Annotated in this window: 20 protein-coding genes; 16 read left to right on the top strand and 4 right to left on the bottom strand. The window is 63.4% G+C overall.

Annotated features, from left to right (window positions below; translation table 11 throughout):
• Positions 1-6: 6 nt before the first annotated feature.
• Positions 7-1173 carry a substrate-binding protein gene (locus FJW03_RS02485; protein WP_140760477.1) on the top strand — a complete coding sequence of 389 codons (1167 nt, stop codon included), beginning with the start codon at positions 7-9 and terminating at the stop codon, positions 1171-1173.
• Positions 1174-1237: 64 nt separating this feature from the next.
• On the opposite strand, the gene FJW03_RS02480 is transcribed toward FJW03_RS02485, so the two are convergent.
• Positions 1238-2884 carry an acetolactate synthase large subunit gene (locus FJW03_RS02480; RefSeq protein WP_140760475.1) on the bottom strand — a complete coding sequence of 549 codons (1647 nt, stop codon included), beginning with the start codon at positions 2882-2884 and terminating at the stop codon, positions 1238-1240.
• A gap of 373 nt (positions 2885-3257) precedes the next feature.
• Between FJW03_RS02480 and FJW03_RS02475 the strand changes: the two genes are divergently transcribed.
• Both FJW03_RS02475 and FJW03_RS02470 read left to right on the top strand, forming a co-directional pair.
• Positions 3258-3557 carry a zf-TFIIB domain-containing protein gene (locus FJW03_RS02475; RefSeq protein WP_181173135.1) on the top strand — a complete coding sequence of 100 codons (300 nt, stop codon included), beginning with the start codon at positions 3258-3260 and terminating at the stop codon, positions 3555-3557.
• 75 nt (positions 3558-3632) lie between these two features.
• Positions 3633-4616, top strand: coding sequence for a Tim44 domain-containing protein (locus FJW03_RS02470; protein ID WP_140760473.1), 984 nt, complete (start codon positions 3633-3635; stop codon positions 4614-4616).
• A 56-nt stretch (positions 4617-4672) separates the two neighbouring features.
• Here the strand turns inward: FJW03_RS02470 and FJW03_RS02465 are convergent, their stop codons facing one another.
• The gene (locus FJW03_RS02465) at positions 4673-5770 is read right to left on the bottom strand and encodes a lactonase family protein (RefSeq protein WP_140760470.1); all 1098 of its coding nucleotides are present in this window, start codon (positions 5768-5770) and stop codon (positions 4673-4675) included.
• A gap of 200 nt (positions 5771-5970) precedes the next feature.
• On the opposite strand from FJW03_RS02465, the gene FJW03_RS02460 reads away from it, so the two are divergent.
• The 8 genes from FJW03_RS02460 (at position 5971) to FJW03_RS02425 (ending at position 13530) form a co-directional block, all read left to right on the top strand.
• Entirely contained in the window at positions 5971-6522 is a 552-nt protein-coding gene (locus FJW03_RS02460; RefSeq protein ID WP_140760468.1) for a MaoC family dehydratase, read from the top strand.
• 2 nt (positions 6523-6524) lie between these two features.
• Positions 6525-7679 (top strand): CaiB/BaiF CoA transferase family protein, encoded by a 1155-nt coding sequence (locus tag FJW03_RS02455; RefSeq protein WP_413466456.1) that lies wholly within the window; start codon positions 6525-6527, stop codon positions 7677-7679.
• Between the two features lie 20 nt (positions 7680-7699).
• Positions 7700-8845 carry an extracellular solute-binding protein gene (locus tag FJW03_RS02450; RefSeq protein WP_181173133.1) on the top strand — a complete coding sequence of 382 codons (1146 nt, stop codon included), beginning with the start codon at positions 7700-7702 and terminating at the stop codon, positions 8843-8845.
• Between the two features lie 26 nt (positions 8846-8871).
• On the top strand, positions 8872-10059 hold the full coding sequence (locus tag FJW03_RS02445) for an ABC transporter substrate-binding protein (RefSeq protein ID WP_140760462.1): 1188 nt from the start codon (positions 8872-8874) through the stop codon (positions 10057-10059).
• Between the two features lie 71 nt (positions 10060-10130).
• Positions 10131-10868 (top strand): ATP-binding cassette domain-containing protein, encoded by a 738-nt coding sequence (locus FJW03_RS02440; RefSeq protein ID WP_140760460.1) that lies wholly within the window; start codon positions 10131-10133, stop codon positions 10866-10868.
• Positions 10861-11619, top strand: coding sequence for an ATP-binding cassette domain-containing protein (locus tag FJW03_RS02435; protein WP_140760458.1), 759 nt, complete (start codon positions 10861-10863; stop codon positions 11617-11619). Before FJW03_RS02440 ends, FJW03_RS02435 begins: the two co-directional genes overlap by 8 nt.
• Positions 11616-12560: an ABC transporter permease gene (locus FJW03_RS02430; RefSeq protein WP_140760456.1), complete on the top strand. Its 945-nt coding sequence runs from the start codon at positions 11616-11618 to the stop codon at positions 12558-12560. Before FJW03_RS02435 ends, FJW03_RS02430 begins: the two co-directional genes overlap by 4 nt.
• A 1-nt stretch (position 12561) precedes the next feature.
• Positions 12562-13530, top strand: a complete 969-nt coding sequence (locus FJW03_RS02425; protein WP_140760454.1) for an ABC transporter permease — start codon at positions 12562-12564, stop codon at positions 13528-13530.
• Between the two features lie 6 nt (positions 13531-13536).
• On the opposite strand, the gene FJW03_RS02420 is transcribed toward FJW03_RS02425, so the two are convergent.
• Positions 13537-14376: an amidohydrolase family protein gene (locus FJW03_RS02420; protein ID WP_140760452.1), complete on the bottom strand. Its 840-nt coding sequence runs from the start codon at positions 14374-14376 to the stop codon at positions 13537-13539.
• 66 nt (positions 14377-14442) lie between these two features.
• Positions 14443-15228: an IclR family transcriptional regulator gene (locus FJW03_RS02415; protein ID WP_140760450.1), complete on the bottom strand. Its 786-nt coding sequence runs from the start codon at positions 15226-15228 to the stop codon at positions 14443-14445.
• Between the two features lie 168 nt (positions 15229-15396).
• On the opposite strand from FJW03_RS02415, the gene FJW03_RS02410 reads away from it, so the two are divergent.
• The 5 genes from FJW03_RS02410 (at position 15397) to FJW03_RS02390 (ending at position 20849) form a co-directional block, all read left to right on the top strand.
• The gene (locus FJW03_RS02410) at positions 15397-16716 is read left to right on the top strand and encodes an ABC transporter substrate-binding protein (RefSeq protein WP_140760448.1); all 1320 of its coding nucleotides are present in this window, start codon (positions 15397-15399) and stop codon (positions 16714-16716) included.
• Positions 16717-16848: 132 nt separating this feature from the next.
• Positions 16849-17745 carry a carbohydrate ABC transporter permease gene (locus tag FJW03_RS02405; protein ID WP_140696423.1) on the top strand — a complete coding sequence of 299 codons (897 nt, stop codon included), beginning with the start codon at positions 16849-16851 and terminating at the stop codon, positions 17743-17745.
• A gap of 17 nt (positions 17746-17762) precedes the next feature.
• Positions 17763-18629, top strand: coding sequence for a carbohydrate ABC transporter permease (locus tag FJW03_RS02400; protein WP_140696420.1), 867 nt, complete (start codon positions 17763-17765; stop codon positions 18627-18629).
• A gap of 4 nt (positions 18630-18633) precedes the next feature.
• Positions 18634-19731 carry an ABC transporter ATP-binding protein gene (locus FJW03_RS02395; RefSeq protein ID WP_140760446.1) on the top strand — a complete coding sequence of 366 codons (1098 nt, stop codon included), beginning with the start codon at positions 18634-18636 and terminating at the stop codon, positions 19729-19731.
• Positions 19732-19736: 5 nt separating this feature from the next.
• A complete protein-coding gene (locus tag FJW03_RS02390; RefSeq protein WP_140760443.1) occupies positions 19737-20849 on the top strand; it encodes a mandelate racemase/muconate lactonizing enzyme family protein in 1113 nt (370 codons plus the stop codon).
• The last annotated feature ends 8 nt before the right edge of the window (positions 20850-20857 follow it).

The raw sequence follows: 20857 nt of genomic DNA, 5'->3' as shown, positions 1-20857 counted from the left end.
ACAACAATGATAAGCAGAAGAACTGTCCTGAAATCAGGCGCCGCCGCCGCCTTCGCCATGATCGGCGCGCCATCGATCCTGCGTGCCGCCGACACCGTCAAGGTCGGTCTGTCGATCCCGATCACCGGGCTGCAGGCGATCCTCGGCGAGACGCTGCTCAATTGCTACAAGCTGGCCGCCGCCGAACTCAATGCCGCCAACGGCATTGGCGGCCGCCAGGTCGAATTGTTCATCGAGGACAACCAGACCACGACCAAGGGCTCGATCGACAAGGCGCGCAAGCTCCTCAACGAAGACAAGGTCGACGTGATCATGGGCACGATCATTTCGCCCGAGCGGAGTGCAACGCTTTCCGTGACCTCGAAGGCCAAGAAGCTTTTCTTCTATCCAACCAATTTCGAAGGCGGCGAATGCAACCGCTACTTCGTGGCCACCGGTCCGATCCCGATGCAGCAGGTCGACCCGATGATGCCGTGGGTCGCCGAGAATCTCGGCAAGACCATCTACATCATGGCCTCCGACTATGCCTGGCCGCAGAAGATGACCGAGGCGATCACGGCTGCCTACGAGAAGGCCGGCGGCAAGATCATCGGCGCCGACTATTATCCGTTCGGCACCACGGATTTTGGCCCCGCCTTCCAGAAAATCAAGTCGCTGAAGCCCGATGTCGTCTGGTCGATGGTGGTCGGCAACGACGCCGTCACCCAGCTCAAGCAATATCGCAGCTTCGACATCAAGCAGCCGCTGATCGCGCCGCTCGACGAGGTCTTCAACAAGGATGCGCTGCCGCCCGGCGTCGCCGCCGGTACCTATGCGCCGCAGCCCTACTGGATGGCGCTCGACAACCCGGTCAACAAGAAGTTCATCTCGAGCTTCCGCGAAAAATTCGGCCAGGAGAAGATGATCAACGGCATCGGCGAAGCCGGCTATAACGGCCTGCATCTCTATGCGCTGGCCGCCGAGAAGGCCGGATCGCTGAAGGACGACGATGTGCTCAAGGCACTGCCGACGATCGAGTTCGATGCACCGCAAGGCAAGATCCGCGTCGATGCCAGCAACAATCACACGCTCTGCCATTCCTATGTCGGCAAGGCGGCGGCGGACGGTATCAGCTACGAGATCGTCAAGGATTTCGGCACGATCGCCCCGGTGACGCCTTACTGCAAGCTATAGGACGTCCGGCTGCGCGGCGATCGGGACTTTGTCCACGCCGCGCAGCCGTCTTGATCGGCAACTGTCAGGTCGACCGCGGCGCCGGCAGCCGCTGGCGCAATTCGTCGACGAGCACCCTGATGTTCTCGGAATAGTCGACAGGCACGACGACGAGATGCACGCCGCCGCCGGCGAATGCCTGCCCCAGCGCGGGCCGAAGGTCGGCGATGGCATCGACCCTCGTCCCCTTGGCGCCGTAGGCCTCGGCATATCTGACGAAGTCGGGGTTGCCGAAGGTCATGCCGAAATCCGGGAACTCATCGACCGCCTGCTTCCAGCGGATCATGCCGTAGGCATGGTCTTCCAGCAGCAGGACGACGAGGTTGAGCTTGAGCCGGACCGCGGTTTCCAACTCCTGGCTGTTCATCATGAAGCCGCCGTCGCCGCAGATGGCCATGACACGGCGCTTGGGATAGAGCAGTGCCGCCATCATCGCCGACGGCAGGCCCGCGCCCATGGTGGCAAGCGCATTGTCGAGCAGCAGCGTGTTGGCCATGCGCGTGCGGTAGTTGCGCGCGAACCAGATCTTGTACATGCCGTTGTCGAGGGCGAGGATCCCGTCCGCAGGCATCACCGCGCGCACGTCGTGCACGATGCGCTGCGGCGTGAAGCGGTCTTCGGTGGCGCGCGCGGCGATGCGGCTCAAAATGCCTTCCCGCAGCGGCAGCAGGGCCTGGGCGTTGGGGATCTTGCCTTCGACACGATCGGCCAGCAGCGCCAGCGAAGGGCCGAGATCGCCGACGATCTCGGCCTGCGGAAAATAGACCTGCTCGACATCGGCCGATTGGTACCCGACATGGATGACCTTCGGTCCGTTCGCGCCCATGATGAAGGGCGGTTTCTCGACCGTGTCGTGGCCGATGGTGATGATCAGGTCGGCCTGTTCGATGGCCTCGTGCACATAATCGCGTTCCGAAAGCGCCGCCGTTCCCATGTAGAGTTCAGTGCCGCCTGGCACGGTGCCCTTGCCCATCTGCGTGGTGAAATAGGGAATTTGCGTGCGCAGCACGAACTGGGCGATATCAGGGGTCACGCGCGGGCGTGACGCCGCCGCGCCGAACATCAGCAGCGGACGCTTGGCCTCCATGATCATGCGGGCGGCGCGATCGAGCGCGTCCGGGCTGGCCAGAGGCAGGTCGACCGGATGCGTCGGCACCAGAGCCACCGGCTCGCACTCGGCCGCCGCGATGTCTTCCGGCAGTTCCAGATGCACGGGGCCGGGGCGCTCTTCCTGGGCAACGCGGAAGGCCTCGCGCACCAGCGAGGGGATCATCTTCGGCGAGACGATCTGGCGCGACAGCTTGGTCAGCGGCTTCATCGCCGCGACGATGTCGACGATCTGGAAGCGTGCCTGCCGGGACGACAGGATGCCTTTCTGGCCGGTGATCATGATCATCGGCATGGCGCCGAGCAGCGCGTAGGCGGAGCCGGTCGTCAGATTGAGCGCGCCCGGACCAAGCGTGGTGATGCACACGCCCGGCTTGCCGGTGAGCCTGCCATAGGTGGCGGCCATGAAGGCGGCCGCCTGCTCGTGGCGGGTCAGGATCAGCTGGATCGACGAGCGGCGGATCGATTCGACGATGTCGAGGTTTTCTTCGCCCGGAATGCCGAAAATCCGCTCGACCCCTTCGTTCTCGAGGGCCGCCACGAACAGATCCGAACCTTTGGTCATGAACTGTCTCTCCTGCAATGCGCATATCCCGTCAGCCATCTTATGGCACCGGAACGCTACACCTCAAAGAGACTGTCTTCGACTGCGGATCAGCGGCACAGTCCGGCAACATCGCGGTGATGTTCAAGCCGTAGCCGTCACGAGCGTCAGCGCGGCTGCCGAATGACCGCGCTTGAAAGATCATATCCGCGATAGCGGACAAATCATTCTTGCGACGCCCTTGAAGGCCCGGCCCTCCAGTCCTAAATCCCGGTTGCGGGCCGGGCCCCTCTGACTGCCGCTTTCAGCGGCTGTGATGTCGGACCGCTATAACGGGCCCCTTTCCATTATTTCGGTCGAGCGGGCTCATTCTAAAAAAGGTTTGGAGCCCCTGATGACATCTTCCCTGCTTGGTATGGTTTGCCCCTCCTGCCGCGTCGCGCTCGTGATGAGCGAACGCCAAGGTATCGAGATCGACTATTGTCCGCAGTGCCGCGGCGTTTGGCTGGATCGCGGGGAGCTCGACAAGATCATCGAGCGGTCGAGCAAGGACGCGGCGCCCGCACCGCAGCCGCGGCCTGCACCGTTCGCCCAGCCGCAATACAGCCAAGGCCGCGATGACGATTATTCCCGCTCGCATGGCCACCGCTATCCGAAGCGCAAGAAGTCATTCTTCGAAGAGTTGTTCGATTGACCTTGCGAGGCCGGCCCCTGCAGGGCCGGCGTTTGCCGAAAACGTCCGAAACCGCATCGACAAAGGTCCACGCCGATGAATTCCCGCACAAGCCGATTTGCCGCTCTCTTTGCAGGTTTGTTCCTCGCATTCTCCATGGTCGCGATCGATCATGCCGAGGCCCGTCGCGGCGGCAGCTTCGGCAGTCGCGGCACGCGTACGTTCCAATCGGCGCCGCCGACCAGGACCGCGCCGGCGCCGACCGCGCCGGTCGAGCGTTCGATGACGCCCAACACCGGCGTGAACACCGCTGCCCGGCAGCCGCAGGCCGGCCTGCAGAGGCCCGGCTTCTTTAGCGGCTTCGGCGGAACCATGATGCGCGGCCTGCTGATTGGCGGCCTGGTCGGGCTGCTGCTCGGCCAAGGCTTCGGCGGTCTGGCCGGCATGTTCGGCTTCCTGCTTCAGGCCCTGCTCATCGGCGGTGCGATCATGCTGGCGATCAGGTTCTTCCGGTCGCAATCCGCGCGTGGTCCCGCGCTCGCCGGAGCCGGAGCCGGCAACGGCCAGGCTTCGCGGTTTGAAAACCGCGCAAATGGTGCGGACACGGCACGTCCCTTCACGATTCCCGGTTTTGGCGGCGGTTCAGGGGAAAGCTCCCCGGCCACCGGTTCCGAGGAGATCACGCTGGCCCAGACGGATCTCGACGCCTTCCAGCAGCTGTTGACCGATGTGCAGGAAGCCTTTGGGCGTGAAGACCATGCCGCGTTGCGCCGATTGGTGACCCCCGAAATGGTGTCCTATCTGTCGGAGGAATTGGCCGAAAATGCCCAGAAGGGCCTCAGGAACGACGTGTCCGACGTCACCCTGCTGCAGGCCGACATCGCCGAAAGCTGGCGCGAGGACGACCGCGACTATGCCACGGCCGCGCTACGCTATGAGTCGCGCGATGTGATGCGCGATCGAGCCAGCGGCAAGGTGGTCGAGGGCGACGAAGGCCATCCGACAGATACGACCGAACTGTGGACGTTCACGCGTCAGAACGGCTCAAGCTGGAAGCTCTCGGCAATCCAGCAGGCTTGATCCGGATCACCTTCGGCTGCTGCTTTGACTACGAAAATTGGCGGCTTTGCCGGTGCTCAAGCGACGATTTTGACGCACATCGGCGTGCCGATCTCGATGGCCCGCCCGGTGTCGGTCAGCAGGCCGCTGTCGGCATCGCGGGCGAAGATCGAGATACGGTCCGCGTTCTGGTTGGCGGAAAACAGGTGGCCGCCTGACGGCGTCAGTGCGAGGTTGCGCGGCGTCGTACCGCCGCAAGGGATATAGCCGACGAGGCTCAACGCGCCGGTGTTCTGGTCGACGGCCATGATCACGACGCTGTCATGGCCACGATTGGAGCCGTAGACGAAACGGCCATCCGGCGAGATCTGGATATCGGCGCAGTGGTTGCTGTCGCGAACCTCGGCCGGGACTGCAGGCTTGGCGTCGATCACCGAAAGCCTGCCGCTGGCTTGGTCCAACGCCATCGACACCACGGTCGAATCCAGCTCGTTCATGACAAAGACGAAGCGCCCGTTTGGGTGCAGGGCAATGTGGCGCGGGCCGGCGCCCGGCGGCAAAGCGGATTCGGCTGACTTCGTCAGGCTTCCATCTGGCCCGATCCGATAGGACACCAGCCTGTCGATGCCGAGGTCGGCGACGATCGCCGTCCCCCCGCCAATAGTTTCGGTGACGCTGTGGGCGTGCGAGCGCTCCTGCCGTGCAGCATTCGGCCCGGTGCCTTTGTGCGACACGCTGGCGAGCGGCGCGGACAGCGCGCCATCCCTTTCGAAACCATAGACAGCGACGGCACGGTCCGGACCGCCCTCGCCTATGCCGTAATTCGCGACAAGCAGTTTCGTGCCGTCACGGGTGATGGTGTTGTGGGCGGTGATGCTGCCGAGGGAGGGCTGCTTGTTGAGGTAGTTCAGCGCATTCGAGGCGCGATCGAAGCCGTAAGCGGAGACAGTTCCCTCGCGCCAGGTGAACACTTCCGAATTGACGTAGATGCGCGAACCGTCCGGGGTGACCGACAGGAATGTCGGGTTGTCGACGTCGTTGGTCTCGGCCAGTTTCCGGATTTCCAGCGTTTGCTCGTCGAAGCTGTAAACGCCGAGGCCGACGCCCCGCGCGCCCTGAAAATAGGGCGCCTCGCGGTTCAGGCTACCGACAAAGACCAGCCGCGCGTTGCTCATGATTTTCCTCCCCTGCCCGCCGGCGCTTCAGCGCGCCAGCGCCCAAAATTTCGCCTGTCCTCGCTTGCAACGCAATCCCATATGTGAAAATACTATTTACAAAAGAAGATTGCCGGGAGGAGATGTCGTGCATTCGAACGCTTTGAGGCGTGTTCAAACGATTGCTCGAAGCCTCCTGCGAGAGCGCCGGAGCCATCACCATGAATGATTTCGCCCCCACTGTCGGCGTCGCTTCGACATACCCCAAAAACATGCCTGAAGAGCACGCCGCCTTGCCGGTGTGGAACGCGGAAAACTGGTTCTATGAGGACTGGCCGGTCGGCCAGAAAATCCGCTCGTTGCGGCGCACGATGGCGGAAGGCGACAGCCATCTTTTCAATACGCTGGTTCTCGACATCCACCCCTATGTGCAGGACCAGATGTTTGCCGAAAGCGAAGGCGTATTCGGCAAGCGGCTGATCGCCGGCGCCTTCGTCTTTTCGGCGGGGCTGGGGCTGGTCGCAACCAACTGCGTCAATGCTTTTTCCTATGGCTACGACAAGCTGCGGTTCATCAAGCCTGTCTTCATCGGCGACACGATCTATTCGATCCGCTCCAATCTCGACAAGAAGCCCCGCTACAAGGAGATGGGGCTGATCCGCGCCAGCTACGAAGTGTTCAAGGGCGAAGGCGAACTCGTTCTCTACTGCGAGCATCTGCAAACGGTGAAGTACCGCAACCCGGCCGATTTCGCCGGCAGGACGGAGAGATAGAGATGGCAGCCGAATTGCCGCTTGCCGGCCTCGTCGTCGTCGATATGAGCCAGTTCCTGTCCGGGCCTTACTGCTCGCTCAGGCTGCTCGATCTCGGTGCCCGCGTCATCAAGATCGAGCGTCCTGACGGCGGCGACCTGTCGCGCCGGCTCTATCTCAGCGACACCGAGATCGGCGGCGATTCCACCATCTTCCATGCCATCAACCGGGCCAAGGAAAGCCTCGCCATCGATCTGAAGAACGAAGCTGACCTCGAGGCGTTGCGCGGATTGCTGGCCAAGGCGGATGTGCTGATCCAGAATTTCCGGCCTGGGGTCATCGAGCGCCTCGGCCTCGACTACGAGGCCGTGCGCAAGATCAACCCGCGGCTCGTCTATGCCTCGATCAGCGGCTATGGCGAGGAAGGCCCATGGGTGAAACGCCCCGGCCAGGACCTGCTGGCGCAGTCGCGCTCCGGCGTCATGTGGCTGAACGGCGACGAGGACCAGGGGCCGGTGCCGTTCGGGCTCGCCATCGGCGACATGCTGGCGGGCGCGGCCTGCGCGCAAGGCATCCTGGCCGCACTGGTGCGGCGCGGCATCACCGGCCAGGGCAGCCATATCGAGACCAGCCTTCTGGAGGCATTGGTCGACTTCCAGTTCGAGGTGCTGACCACGCATCTCAATGACGGCCGCCGCTTGCCTAGGCGCTCGAGCTTCCGCAGCGCGCACGCCTATCTCTCGGCGCCATACGGCGTCTATCCGGCCAAGGATGGTTATCTCGCCATCGCCATGACACCGATCCCCAAATTGGCCGATCTGCTGTCGCTGAACGAACTGGCGCCATATCGCGACAAGCCGGCATCCTGGTTTACGGCCCGCGACGACATCAAGGCGATCATCGCGCAGAGGATCGCCACCAAAACAATCGACGAATGGCTTGCCATTCTGGAGCCGGCCGACATCTGGTGCGCCAAGGTGCTGACCTGGCCGGAAATGCTGGCGAGCGAGGGTTTTCAATCTCTCGACATGCTGCAGACGGTGACGCGCGAGGACGATGTTTCCGTCCTCACCACCCGTTCGCCGCTCAGGGTCGACGGTATCAGGGCCAAGGTCGACCGCGCGGCGCCACGCATCGGCGAGCATAGCGTGGCAATCCGCGAGGAGTTCGGCCTGTGAGCGCACCCTCGCTCAAGGGCATGACCTGGAGCCATCCGCGCGGCCACGATCCGATGGTCGCGTGCTCGGCGCTGTGGCGGGAGCGAACCGGCGTTGCGATCGAATGGGACAAGCGCTCGCTGCAGGATTTCGAATCCTTCCCCGTCGAGGAGCTGGCGCGCGCCTACGACCTGATTGTCATCGACCATCCGCATGTCGGCCAGATCACGGCGGAGTGCTGTCTCGAACCCCTCGACATCGCGGGCCGCGAGGCCGAGCGCGCAGTACTTGCCGCAGGCAGTGTCGGCCAGTCCTATCCAAGCTACGCCTGGCAAGACCGGCAATGGGCCTTTCCCATCGATGCGGCGACGCAGGTCCAGGCCTGGCGGCCGGATGCGCTCGATGCGCCGCCAGCGACATGGAGCGAAGTGCTCGATCTCACCCGGCAAGGCCGTGTGCTGCTGCCGCTGCGGCCGCCGCATTGCCTGATGACCTTCTACACGCTGGCCGGTAATCTCGGGCATCCCTGCGCGACCGATCCGTCGCGCGACCTGATCGATGTCGAGACGGGCAGCGAAGTCTTCGAGAGGATGCGCGAGATGGCCGCGCTGCTCGATCCTGCCTGCTTCGAGATGGATCCGATTGCCGTCTCCGAACGCATGGCGGAGGCCGGCTCCCGGATCGTCTGCGCGCCGCTCATCTATGGTTACGTCTCCTATGCGATGGCCGGGTTTCGCCCAAATCGGCTGGCCTTTGCCGACATCCCGGTCATCGGGAACGCTGGTCCGGTCGGCTCGGCGCTCGGTGGCACCGGGATCGCTGTATCGGCCTTCTCAAAGGCGAAGGAGGCCGCGATCGATTTCGCCTACTGGATCTCCAGCGGCGACGTCCAACGCGGTCCCTATGCTGCCGCTGGCGGTCAGCCGGGCCATGCCGCTGCCTGGGAAGACCAGGCCGTCAATGCGGCGGCCGGCAATTTCTACAGGGATACGCGTGCCACGCTCGAGGGCGCTTGGGTGCGACCGCGCCATGACGGCTATATGGCTTTCCAGCAAGCGGCGTCCGATCGCGTCAATTCCGGCGTGACTTCAGGCCACCCCGCCGGCCAGGTCGTCGCCGATCTCAATCGCCTGTTCCGGGAAAGTAACCCAGTGCAGGTGTCCGGCGCTGCCGGTGGAGGAGCCTGAACCAAAACCGAACGGAGGAGACAATAATGAAAAACACGATCCGCGGCCTGCTGGCCGCAACCGCTCTCGCCTCACTTGCAACGACTGCCTTTGCCGAGGATATCCAGGGCGTCATCGGCGGACTGCCGATCGAACTCAAGGCGCAGTATGACGGCGCGCCGCAGAAGGTGCTGGGTTCGGCCTGGGACAATTTCACCCCGCCGCCGAAGCCATGGAAATGGTGCCACTCGGAATCCTACCAGGGCAATCCGTGGCGGGTGACGGTGACCAAGGAGTTGAAGCGCCTGGTCGACGGGCTGATTGCCGACGGCACCGTATCCAGCTTCGAAGTGTCGGATTCCAACAACGATGCCAGCCAGCAGATCAACCAGATCCGCGCCTTCATCGACAAGAAATGCTCGATCATCACCTCGATCCCGGGCTCGGCGACAGCGCTCGACGACGCCATCGACGCGGCTGCCAAGGCCGGCATCCCGTTCATCACGGCTGCTGGCTCGGTAACCAGCCCGAACGCGATCAATGTCGATTCCAACTATGCGCGCTGGGGCTATGACATGATGACGGCGATCGGCAAGGCCGAGCCGGATGGCGCCAGCATCCTGCTGGTCGAAGGCATTGCCGGCCACCCGATCGTGGTGCAGGAGCGCCAGGGCGCGGACAAGGCGCTGGCGGAAAATCCGAAGCTGAAGATCTCGCGTACCGTCAACGGAAACTGGACGGCCAACGTCACCAAGACGGTCGTGCTGCAGGCGATCGCCACCAATCCGGCGCCGATCGACGCGGTGTGGACGACCGGCAGCGAAAGCCGTGTCGTCGCAGAGGCCTTCGCCGAGGCTGGCCGGCCGGCGCCGCTGATCACCGGTTCGATCACGGGTGATGCTTTGGGCTACTGGAAAGCCAATCCGGACAAGTATCGTTTCGAAGGCCATGCGGTGCTGCCGCATTGGACCGCCGAGACGCTGTTCCGCGTTGGCGAGCGTATGCTGGACGGGCAGAAGCCGAAGCTGAACACGCTGCTGATCCCGATCCCGCCGGTTCACAACGCCGATCTCGGCGCCTGGTATAAGGACTGCATGACGCCGGATGCCGTCTCGATCTTTCCGATCCCGCCGAAGGACCCGATGCCGGAGGAATGGCTCGACACCTATTTCTCCAACCCCGCACCGACCAAGGGTTGGGATTATTCGAAGGTGCCCGACGCCTGCGCGAAGTAACGCCTGCGACAGACAAACCCAACGAGCCGGCTCCTTTCAGGGGAGCCGGCTTGCCAGCTTCGAAACACGGCATGCTTGAAATCAGGAACATATCCAAACGCTATGGCGAGACGGTCGCGCTCGCGGACGCTTCGATCGCGTTCCGGGCAGGGACCATCCACACCATCCTGGGCGAGAACGGCTCGGGCAAGAGCACGATGGTCAAGCTCTTGTCCGGAATCGTGCAGCCGGACAGCGGTACGATCCTGCTGCAGGGCGAGCCTTTTTCGGGCAGCAACCCTTCGGCCTTCCAGGGGCAAGGCTTCGCCACGGTGTTTCAGGAAGTACTGATCGCACCGGACCGCAGCGTGACCGACAACATCCTGCTCGGCCTCGATGGGCTGCTCCGGCGCGTCGTGCCGCGCAACGAACGCCGCGACCGGGCGGCCGCCGCGCTCAAGCGCTTCGCGGTTACCGACATGCCTCTCGACAAGCCAGCCGGCCTGTTGCCGCTCGCCGCACAGCAACTCGTCGTTCTCGCCCGTGCGGTCGTGCGCAATCCAAAGGTACTGATCCTCGACGAAGTCACCGCCGCGCTCGACTTCGCCGACCGTGAATCCGTCTTTTTGCTGATGAGGACCCTTGCCGGCGAAGGCTGCCTCATCCTGTTCATTACGCACCGCATGGACGAGGTGATGTCGCTTTCGGATCGTATCTCGATCCTTCGCGGCGGCAGCGTGGTGCGCACCGAAGAGCGGGGCGCTTCGACGCCCGCTGAACTGTTGAAGGCAATGGCACCGCGCACGGCGGCGGAGCTGGCGCATGGCTGATCGCGCCGCCTCAGATTTTCGCGGGCTCGCCATCCGCGACCTCGTCATCGCGGCTGAAGCCAACCCGATCACGCAATTGATCGCTCCCGGCGAGATCGTCGGGCTTGCCGGCCTCGATGGTCACGGCCAGGAAGTGTTCCTCAAGATGCTTGCGGGCCTGACGCCGCCGCTCGGCGGCTCGATCGAGTTGGCCCTGCCCGGCGCGTCGCACAAGATCATCGGGTTCCGCAGAGCCGTTGCCAGCGGCATCGCCTATCTGCCACGCGACCGGCGCGCAAACGGCATCTTTCCGACACAGTCGGTGCTCGACAATTTCGCCGTCGCGACGCTTTCGCGCGATACACGCCTCGGCCTGATCAGCCCGGCGGCGCGCAAGGCGCGCTATGAGATCTACCGCGAAAGGCTGTCCATTTCGGCACCCCGACCCGATGCGCCGATCAACACGTTGTCGGGCGGCAACCAGCAGAAAGTGCTGCTGGCACGGGCGTTGGCGCTGCAGCCATCGATCCTGCTTCTCAACGATCCCACGCGCGGCGTCGACGTGGCGACCCGGCATGTTCTCTATGATGTCTTTCGCGGTCTCGCCGCCGACGGCATGGGGCTGATCATCCTGTCCAGCGAAATCGAGGAGATTCTTCTGCTTTGTGGTCGCGTGCTGGTGTTCAGGGAAAACGAGGTTGCCGCGGAAATCTCGGGTGAAGCCATGAATACCGATAACGTGATAGCAGCCATGTTCGGACGCGCGGCATGAATCCGCGCCTTTCGTCTCTTTCGCGAAGCGTCGGCTTCGCTGTCGTGCTGCTGGCCATCCTGCTTGCGGTCAATCTCATCCTTAGCCCGGCGCGCTTCCAGCCGGGGTCCTGGGGCGCACTGGTCGGACTGGCCGCTCCCTTGATCGGCGCGGCAATCGCCTCGACGCCGGTGATCCTCGCCGGCCGTGGCGGCATCGACATTTCGGTCGGGCCGCTGATGGGTTTCGTCAATGCTGTCGTGATCCAGGTGCTTTTCCTCAAGGCAGGCATCTCGTCGCCCCTGTTGCTTGTGCCGGCGGCCCTGCTCATCGGCGCGCTGGTCGGCGCGGCGAACGGTTTCCTGGCGACGGTGGTGCGCATCCAGCCGATCGTGGCCACGCTCGGCACCTATCTGATCCTCACCGGCATTACGCTGACGATCCTGCCGGCGCCAATCGGCCCGGCGCCGGCATGGCTCAAGGCGCTGGCCGGGCCGCTGTCGCTGCTGCCGCTTCTATTGATGTTCATCGCCTGGTGGCTGGTGCGGCGCACGCCCTATTACGATCAGCTTATGGCGGTCGGCAGCGACGACCGCGCGGCCTACACCGCCGGCGTCGATGTCACGCGCGTACGCTTCATCGCCTATGTCATGGCGGGCATCCTAGCCGGCTGCGCCGGGCTGATGCTGACCGCGCTGATCGGCTCCGCCGATCCCAATATCGGGCCGACCTACACGCTGATCGCCATCGCCGCCGTCGCGCTGGGCGGCGTCAGCCTCGCCGGCGGACGTGGCGGCGTGGCAGGCGCCGCTGTCGGCGCCGTCGACATCTTCCTGTTGCAGAGCGTGTTGACGACCTTCAACGTCTCCACCTTCGTGCTGCAGATCGCCTATGGCGCCATCCTGGTGCTGGCGGTGATGCTGACCGCGCTGCAGGAACGTCTTGCCACGAGGGGGCGCTGACATGGCCAGCCGGAACCTGTTCGCGACAACCAATGCCCGCGTCATCGGCGCCTTCGGTGTCGCGGCGCTTCTGCACCTTGCCGGCACGATTCTTATCCCGGGCTATTCGGCCCCGTTCGCGGTACGCGCCATGCTGGTGCTGGCGTCGCTGCTGGCTGTCGCCTCGATCGGACAGACGCTGGTCGTCATCATGGGTGGCATCGATCTTTCGATCCCCTTCGTCATCGGCTTCGCCAATGTCGTGGCGGCACAGCTCTATGGCGACGGCTGGAACTTCTTTCTCGTCTGCGGCCTCGTCGGCGTGCTGGCGCTGGTCATCGGCGGACTGAACGGCCTGATCTCGCGCAGTTTGGACATCCAGCCGCTTATCGTCACCCTCGGCATCGGCATGATCGTGCAGGGGCTGGTGCTGTTGTGGACCGCCGGCTTCCCGTCAGGCTCCGCGCCACCGGTGGTTTCCAGCTTCGTATCGATCGGCGGATCGGCCGGCCCCCTGCCCGTTCCGTGGCTGGTGCCCAGTCTCGTCGTGGTGGCGGCGTTCGTCGTGCTGGTGCTGGAGCGGACGCCTTATGGACGACGGCTCTACGCACTGGGCAGCAATCCGGGCGCCGCGCCGCTGGCATTGATCGATCCCGTTCGCATGTGGGTGGTCACCTATGCGGCAAGCGCCTTCTTCGCAGCTGTCGCGGGCGTGCTGCTGCTCGGCTTCACCGGCTCGGCCTATGGCGATGTCGGCCAACCCTATCTGTTCCAGACCATCGCGGCCGTCGTCGTCGGCGGCGCCGCGCTGGTCGGCGGGCGCGGCAGCTATCTCGGCACGATCGCCGGGGTGCTGGTGCTGACTGAAATCAACACGCTGCTGATCGGGCTCGGCTTCCAGCCCTCGGCTGTGCAGGCCGCGCTCGGCCTCATCATCGTGCTGCTGGTCTCGCTCTACGGCCGCGAGCGGCACGTCTCGACGACCATCTGAAGGCGACTATTCCAACCGCCACAGCTTGCGGGCATTTGCCGATAGCAGCCTGTCGCGTTCCGAGACGCCGCAGCCGGAAAGCAGCGCATGGGTGGCGGCCACCCAGGTCGAGAGGCCGCCACCAAGCGTGCAGACCGGCCAATCGCTGCCCCAGACGACGCGGTCCCAGCCAAACGAACGAACCGTGTGTTCGACATAGGGCCGCAGGGTGTCGACGGTCCAACTGCCGGGATCCGCGTAAGCGACCACGCCAGAAATCTTGGCCATGACATTCGGCCGGCGCGCGATCTCGCCCATGTGCTCGCGCCAGGGGTGCTCGCCCCCGCCCTTGATGTCGGGGACGCCGCAATGATCGAGCACGAACTGAACGTCGGGCGCCAGGTTGGCAAGGGCAATGGCCTTGGGAATTTGATGTGGCAGCACGACCAGATCGAAGGTCAGGCCAGTGCCGCCAAGCCGCTTGATGTTATCGCGAAACAGCGCAGCTTCCGACAAGTCATCGGGCACGACGTGGAGGACGCGACGGAAGCCCTTGACGAAGTGATTTGTCCGCTGCCGCTCGAGATAGGCGGCAAAGCCAGGCTCTTCCGGCCGGCAGGACGCAATCGCCCCGGCCAGCATGCTGCCCGGCTGCCGCGACAGCCCTTCGACCCTGGTCGTCTCCGCCTCGATGTCGGCCGCATCGACATCGACCTCCATATGCAGCACGCGTTCGACACCGACCCGCCGCGCCTCCGCGGCGTACTCGTCATAGGAGAAATCACGGTTAAGCGCCGGCACACCGGCAAGCCAGGGATAGCGCAAGGCCGAGCGATCGATGAGATGCAGATGGGTGTCGATGATCATGGTGAGGCTCCTCCCTCCAGCATTTTCAAATCATCTCACGGAGGAATTCTTCATTCAAATAAGAATTCATGCCGCCGCGCCGACAGCCGATCCAGCCAAGTGCGACAGCTTCCCGGTCGTGGCCAGCAAAAGCTCGATGGTCCTGGTCATATCCGGTGCCGAAGGCGTGTTGATCACGCTGATGTAGGGAATCGACAGTGCCGCAATCGCCTTGCCGTCGGAACCGCGCACCGGTGCTGAGAGATTATAGACCCCGGCGGTTTGCATCGAGGCCATCATCTCATAGCCGCGATCGTGGATCTGGTTGAGGCGGGCGTAGAATTCGGCCGATTGCAAGGTCTTGTCGGTGCTGCGGACATGCTCGGAAATCATCATCTGCCGCTCCTCAGGTGAGCGGAAGGCAAGCAGCACGTGGCCGGAACCCGTGTCGAAAAGGCTGATATGAGAGCCGACCCGGATCGAGATGCCCCAGTAGTTCGGCGCCTCCTGCTGAGCGATAACGACAGCGGAACCTCGATCAAAAACAACGAGTTGGTTGGCCTGCTGCGAGGTCTCGGCCAGCTCGCGCATCAGCGGTGTGGCGTAGGAGACCAGCCGCCGCACCGGCGCGTGCAACTGCGCCAGGCCGAACAGTTTCAGGGTCAGGGAATAGCGATCCCCGTCAAGCCTTGTGACATAGCCGCGCCGCACCAGCCGGTCGAGCATGCGGTAGAACTCATTGGGGCTGCGGTCGAGTTTCTTGGCGATTTCGGCCTGGGTGAGGCCGCCGTCGACACCAGCCAACAGTTCCAGAATGTCGAGTCCCTTGTCGAGCGCCGGCGCGCGGTAGCGCTCGTCTTCGCTGTCGTCCATGGGCATCCCTCCAGTGAATTCGATTCTTCATATACGCAGGCGCGTGGGTGTCGGAAACAAAATTCGCCTTGACGTATGTATGAATGTTTTGTTTGTATATGAATGTAGCACTTGTTGTCACGCGAACAAGTTGCGGTCGCCACCAAGGCGCACCCAGGGAGGAACCAAATGAACAGACTGCTTTCCGGCGTGTGCGCCGGTGCATTGGTGCTTGCGTCAGGTGCAGGCACTGCGCTTGCCGGCGACCTGCCCGGCAAGTTCGAAGGCGTGACCGTCGACGTAAAGCTGATCGGCGGCCAGCAATATGAAAAGCTCTATGAGCGCATTCCCGAATGGGAGAAGGCCACCGGCGCCAAGGTCAACATCCTGACCAAGAAGAACGGCTTCGACATTGACAAGGAGCTCAAATCCGACATCGCCTCGGGCAGCACCAACTGGTGCGTCGGCTGGAACCATTCGTCCTTCGCGCCGCAATATACGGGCCTCTACACCGACCTCAGCAAGTTGCTGCCGAAGTCGGAGATCGACGCCTTCGTGCCTTCGACGATCAAGGCGGCGACCATTGGCGGCAAGTTGGAGATGCTGCCGCGCGCGCAGTTCGACGTCTCCGCTCTCTACTACCAGAAGAGCCTCTACGAGAACGCCGACAACAAGGCTAAGTTCAAGGCGAAATACGGCTATGACCTGGTGCCGCCGGATACCTGGAAGGAAGTGACGGACCAGGCCGAGTTCTTCGCCAACCCTCCCAATTTCTACGGCACGCAGTTCGCCGGCAAGGAAGAGGCGATCAACGGCCGCTTCTATGAAATGGTGGTCGCCGAGGGCGGCGAATATCTCGACAAGGACGGCATGCCGGTCTTCAACTCCGAGGCCGGCGTCCGGGCGCTCGACTGGTTCGTCAACCTCTACAAGGCCAAGGCCGTGCCGGCCGGAACCACCAACTATCTCTGGGACGATCTCGGCCAGGGCTTTGCCTCCGGCACCGTCGCCATCAACCTGGACTGGCCGGGCTGGGCCGGCTTCTTCAACGACCCGAAGTCGTCCAAGGTCGCCGGCAATGTCGGCGTGAAAGTTGCCCCGAAGGGTTCTTCCGGCAAGCGCACCGGCTGGTCGGGTTTCCATGGCTTCTCGGTGACCGAGAACTGCCCGAACAAGGAGGCCGCCGCATCGCTCGTATGGTGGCTGACCAATGAGGACAGCCAGAAGCTCGAGGCCGCGGCAGGCCCGCTGCCCACCCGCACCGCGGTCTGGGACTGGGACCTGCAGCAGGCCGCCAACGATCCCTACAAAAAGGAGGTTCTCTCCGCCTTCCAGGAAGAAGCCAAGCACGCCTTCGCCGTGCCGCAGACGCCCGAGTGGATCGAAATCTCGAACGCCGTCTATCCCGAACTGCAGGCGGCGATCCTCGGCGACAAGACCTCCAAGCAGGCATTGGACGAGGCCGCCGTCAAGGCAACGCAAATCCTGCAGGACGCCGGTAAACTCTAAGCATTGCTCCCAAGGCTGCCTCCCCCATCAGCACTGGGGGAGGCGATCGCGTCTTGAGTGCGCCGCGTGGTGCTTCCGTCGGCTGGTTCGACGAGTACGCCGACAATCAAAACAACATGTCACGGAATCCTGATGAAGGGCTTCAAGCCGTCCGCGCCGTTCCTGCTGCTGCTTCCAGCCATCATCGTGCTGGCGGCGGTCGTCGTGGTGCCGCTGATTTTGTCGCTCTATTCCAGCTTCACGCCCTTCCGACTGACGCGGCCTGAGACGTTCTTCGTTTTCGTCGGCTTCCGAAACTATCTTTCGATTCTGTCCAGCGCGGATTTCTGGTGGGCCTTCGGGCGCACCGTGCTGCTGCTGACCATCGCGCTCAATCTCGAAATGCTGCTTGGGCTTGGCTTGGCCATGCTGGTCGAGAAGGCGACGCGCGGACAACGCATCCTGCGCACACTGATGATGTTTCCGATGATGTTCTCGCCGATCCTCGTCGGCTTCCAGTTCAAGTTCATGTTCAACGACAATATCGGCCTGGTGAACAATGCGCTGCAGTCGCTCGGCGTCACCAGCGATGCCATACCGTGGCTGATCGAGGGGCACCTCGCCTTCATCGCCATTTCGATCGCCGAGATCTGGTCGTCGACGGCGATCTTCGCCATCCTGATCCTCGCCGGCCTGCTCGCCATGCCCAAGGAACCGATCGAGGCGGCGCGTGTCGACGGCTGCACGCCGTGGCAGACCTTCCGCTATGTGACGTGGCCGTTCGTCATGCCGTTCGCCTATATCGCCATGACCATCCGCTCGCTCGACGTGGCGCGCGCCTATGACATCGTCAAGATCATGACCGATGGCGGACCGGCGGGCCGCACCGAGCTGCTTTGGACATTGGTGGCGCGCACCGCCTATAGCGACGGGCGCATGGGTATGGCCAACGCCATGGCCTATTTCTCGATCCTGCTGTCGATCGCCTTCACCGTCTATTTCTTCAACAAGCTCGCCGCGGCGCGCACGCAGATCGGGGCCGAGTGGTGAAGGGCGGCGTCGTGAGAATGGACGAGAATTCTTCCGCCCGCCTCAAGCGCCGGCTGCTGGGCATCGTCTATCGCATCGGGCTGTTCCTAGCGATGCTGACCATCTGCCTGCCTGGCCTGTGGATCGTGCTGTCGTCGCTCAGGCCAACAGTCGAGATCATGGCCAAGCCGCCGGTGTGGATCCCTAAGGAGATTTCATTCGACGCCTATATCGCGATGTTCTCAGGCATCGGCAAGGGCGGCATTCCGGTGATCGAATATTTCCGCAACTCGCTGATCATCTCGGTGACCTCGACGGTCATCGCGGTGGCCATCGGCATGGCCGGCGGCTATGCCTTCGCGCGCTACCGTTTCCGCGGCAAATCGAGCGTCTTCCTCGGCCTGATGCTGACCCGCACCGTGCCCGGGATCGCGCTGTCGCTGCCGCTGTTCTTCCTCTATGTGCGGCTCGGCATCATCGACACGCATTTCGGGCTGATCCTCGCTTATGTCGCGCTCAACGTGCCGTTCACGATCTGGCTGATCGACGGCTTCTTCCGCCAGGTACCGAAGGACCTCGCAGAGGCAGCGCAGATCGACGGCTGCACACGCTGGCAGGCGTTCTGGCAGGTCGAATTCCCGCTGGCCGGGCCGGGCATCGCATCGGCGGCCATCTTCGCCTTCCTGACCTGCTGGAACGAATTCGCGCTGGCCTCGCAGCTGACCCGCTCGGTCAGCGCCAAGACGCTGCCGGTCGGCCTGCTCGACTACACGGCCGAGTTCACCATCGATTGGCGCGGTATGTGCGCGCTCGCCGTGGTGATGATCATCCCGGCGCTCACCCTCACCTACATCGTCCAGAAACACCTTGTCGGCGGCCTGACGTCCGGCGCGGTGAAAGGCTGACAGAATGGCAACGGTTTCCCTCAAAAAGCTGACCAAGCGCTACGGCAATATCGAGATTGTGCACGGTATCGATCTCGACATCACCGACCGCGAATTCATTGCGCTTGTCGGCCCTTCCGGCTGCGGCAAGTCGACGACGCTGCGCATGATCGCCGGTCTGGAAGAGATCAGCGCCGGCTCTATCGAGATCGGCGGACGCGTCGTCAACGATTTGCCGCCGCGCTCGCGCAACATCTCGATGGTGTTCCAGTCCTACGCGCTTTATCCGCACATGACGGTGCGCGAGAACCTCGGCTTCTCGCTCAAGATCGCGGGAGCCGCCAAGGACGAGATGGATCGCCGCGTCGCCGAGGCCTCTGCCATCCTCGGCCTCGACACGCTGCTCGACCGCCGCCCGTCGCAATTGTCCGGTGGCCAGCGCCAGCGTGTCGCCATGGGCCGCGCTATCGTGCGCGATCCAGACGTGTTCCTGTTCGACGAACCGCTTTCCAATCTGGATGCCAAGCTCAGAACGCAAATGCGCACCGAGATCAAGAAGCTGCATGCCAAGGTGCGGTCGACGGTCATCTACGTCACCCACGACCAGGTCGAGGCAATGACGCTCGCCGACCGCATCGTCATCATGCGCGACGGCCATATCGAACAGGTCGGCACGCCCGACGAGGTGTTCCGCCGGCCGGCGACCCGGTTCGTCGCCGGCTTCATCGGATCGCCGCCGATGAACCTGCATGAGGCGACGGTCGATGACGGCCAGCTGGTTTTCGCCAGCGGCGAAAAGCTGCCCCTGCCCGGCCAATTCAGAGCCAATGTCGCCACCAGCGACAAGATCGTGTTCGGGCTGCGGCCCGACGATATCTACCCGACCGGGCACGGTATCAGCTCCGGCGACGCCGCCGACGTGCACCAGATCGAACTGCCGATCACGGTGACCGAACCGCTCGGCAACGAGACACTGGTGTTCGTCGAATTCAACGGCAGCGACTGGGTGTCTCGCATGCTGAACCCGAGACCGCTGAAGTCGGGCGAACGAGTAGCGATGAGCCTCGACATGTCGCAGGCGCATCTGTTTGCCGCCGACACCGGAAAGACATTGCGGAGCTGACCGACATGGCTAGAATCGAAAAGATAGAACTGCGGATGGTGGACCTTGTGCCCAAGGTCAAGCGCACGGACGCGATCCAGAGCTTCGTCAGCCAGGAAACGCCTGTTGTGACGGTCACCGATTCCGACGGCGCGGTCGGCACCGGCTACAGCTATACGATCGGCACCGGCGGCTCGTCGGTGATGCGGCTCTTGTCCGACCATCTCGCGCCACGCCTGATCGGCCGCGATCCCGAGATGATCGAGGCGATCTGGCACGACCTCGAATTCGCCACCCATGCGACCACGATCGGCGCCATCACCGCCATCGCCATCGCCGCGATCGACACGGCACTTTGGGATCTGCGGGCGAAGAAGCAGGGCCTGCCGCTGTGGAAACTCGCCGGCGGCGCCAAGGACCGGTGCCCGCTCTATACGACCGAAGGCGGCTGGCTGCACATTGAGACGCAGGCGCTGGTCGACGATGCGCTGGCCGCCAAGGCCAGGGGATTTCGCGGCTCGAAGGTGAAGATCGGCAGGCCGCATGGGTCGGAGGATCTTGCCCGCCTGTCGGCGGTGCGCAAGGCGGTCGGCGACGGCTACGAGATCATGACCGACGCCAATCAGGGGTTTTCCGTCGACGAGGCGATCCGGCGCGCGGCGAGGCTGCGCGAGCTTGACCTTGCCTGGATCGAGGAGCCGCTGCCCGCCGACGATATCGATGGCCATGTGCGGCTGTCGAACTCGACGCCAACGCCGATCGCCATCGGCGAGTCGCTCTACTCGATGCGCCATTTCCGCGAATACATGCAGAAAGGCGCCTGTTCTATCGTGCAGGTCGATGTCGGCCGCATCGGCGGCATCACGCCCTGGCTCAAGATCGCGCATGCGGCGGAAGCGTTCGACATACCGGTCTGCCCGCATTTCCTGATGGAACTGCATGTCAGCCTGACCTGTGCTGTTCAGAACGGCCGATATGTCGAGTACATTCCGCAACTCGACCAGTTGACCGGCAACCGCATGCGCATCGAGGATGGGCAGGCGCTTGCGCCAGACGAGCCGGGTATCGGCATCGACTGGGACTGGGACGCGGTAAAGGCCATGAGCATCGCCGAATTCACCACGACGATCACGAAATAAGGGAACGA

The organism is Mesorhizobium sp. B4-1-4 (assembly GCF_006439395.2).
In the GTDB taxonomy this organism is placed as follows: domain Bacteria; phylum Pseudomonadota; class Alphaproteobacteria; order Rhizobiales; family Rhizobiaceae; genus Mesorhizobium.
Note: the sequence above shows the minus strand (reverse complement) of the source record. Positions and strands in the feature narration are given on the sequence as shown.

What these genes read in the sequence shown, in the direction of transcription:
- FJW03_RS02430 (WP_140760456.1), top strand. Translation starts at nt 11,616, where the DNA reads ATGAATCCGCGCCTTTCGTCTCTTTCGCGAAGCGTCGGCTTCGCTGTC.
- FJW03_RS02390 (WP_140760443.1), top strand. Translation starts at nt 19,737, where the DNA reads ATGGCTAGAATCGAAAAGATAGAACTGCGGATGGTGGACCTTGTGCCC.
- FJW03_RS02410 (WP_140760448.1), top strand. Translation starts at nt 15,397, where the DNA reads ATGAACAGACTGCTTTCCGGCGTGTGCGCCGGTGCATTGGTGCTTGCG.
- FJW03_RS02405 (WP_140696423.1), top strand. Translation starts at nt 16,849, where the DNA reads ATGAAGGGCTTCAAGCCGTCCGCGCCGTTCCTGCTGCTGCTTCCAGCC.
- FJW03_RS02395 (WP_140760446.1), top strand. Translation starts at nt 18,634, where the DNA reads ATGGCAACGGTTTCCCTCAAAAAGCTGACCAAGCGCTACGGCAATATC.
- FJW03_RS02460 (WP_140760468.1), top strand. Translation starts at nt 5,971, where the DNA reads ATGAATGATTTCGCCCCCACTGTCGGCGTCGCTTCGACATACCCCAAA.
- FJW03_RS02450 (WP_181173133.1), top strand. Translation starts at nt 7,700, where the DNA reads ATGACCTGGAGCCATCCGCGCGGCCACGATCCGATGGTCGCGTGCTCG.
- FJW03_RS02480 (WP_140760475.1), bottom strand. Translation starts at nt 2,884, where the DNA reads ATGACCAAAGGTTCGGATCTGTTCGTGGCGGCCCTCGAGAACGAAGGG.
- FJW03_RS02415 (WP_140760450.1), bottom strand. Translation starts at nt 15,228, where the DNA reads ATGGACGACAGCGAAGACGAGCGCTACCGCGCGCCGGCGCTCGACAAG.
- FJW03_RS02440 (WP_140760460.1), top strand. Translation starts at nt 10,131, where the DNA reads ATGCTTGAAATCAGGAACATATCCAAACGCTATGGCGAGACGGTCGCG.
- FJW03_RS02475 (WP_181173135.1), top strand. Translation starts at nt 3,258, where the DNA reads ATGACATCTTCCCTGCTTGGTATGGTTTGCCCCTCCTGCCGCGTCGCG.
- FJW03_RS02420 (WP_140760452.1), bottom strand. Translation starts at nt 14,376, where the DNA reads ATGATCATCGACACCCATCTGCATCTCATCGATCGCTCGGCCTTGCGC.
- FJW03_RS02470 (WP_140760473.1), top strand. Translation starts at nt 3,633, where the DNA reads ATGAATTCCCGCACAAGCCGATTTGCCGCTCTCTTTGCAGGTTTGTTC.
- FJW03_RS02445 (WP_140760462.1), top strand. Translation starts at nt 8,872, where the DNA reads ATGAAAAACACGATCCGCGGCCTGCTGGCCGCAACCGCTCTCGCCTCA.
- FJW03_RS02425 (WP_140760454.1), top strand. Translation starts at nt 12,562, where the DNA reads ATGGCCAGCCGGAACCTGTTCGCGACAACCAATGCCCGCGTCATCGGC.
- FJW03_RS02465 (WP_140760470.1), bottom strand. Translation starts at nt 5,770, where the DNA reads ATGAGCAACGCGCGGCTGGTCTTTGTCGGTAGCCTGAACCGCGAGGCG.
- FJW03_RS02485 (WP_140760477.1), top strand. Translation starts at nt 7, where the DNA reads ATGATAAGCAGAAGAACTGTCCTGAAATCAGGCGCCGCCGCCGCCTTC.
- FJW03_RS02400 (WP_140696420.1), top strand. Translation starts at nt 17,763, where the DNA reads ATGGACGAGAATTCTTCCGCCCGCCTCAAGCGCCGGCTGCTGGGCATC.
- FJW03_RS02435 (WP_140760458.1), top strand. Translation starts at nt 10,861, where the DNA reads ATGGCTGATCGCGCCGCCTCAGATTTTCGCGGGCTCGCCATCCGCGAC.
- FJW03_RS02455 (WP_413466456.1), top strand. Translation starts at nt 6,525, where the DNA reads ATGGCAGCCGAATTGCCGCTTGCCGGCCTCGTCGTCGTCGATATGAGC.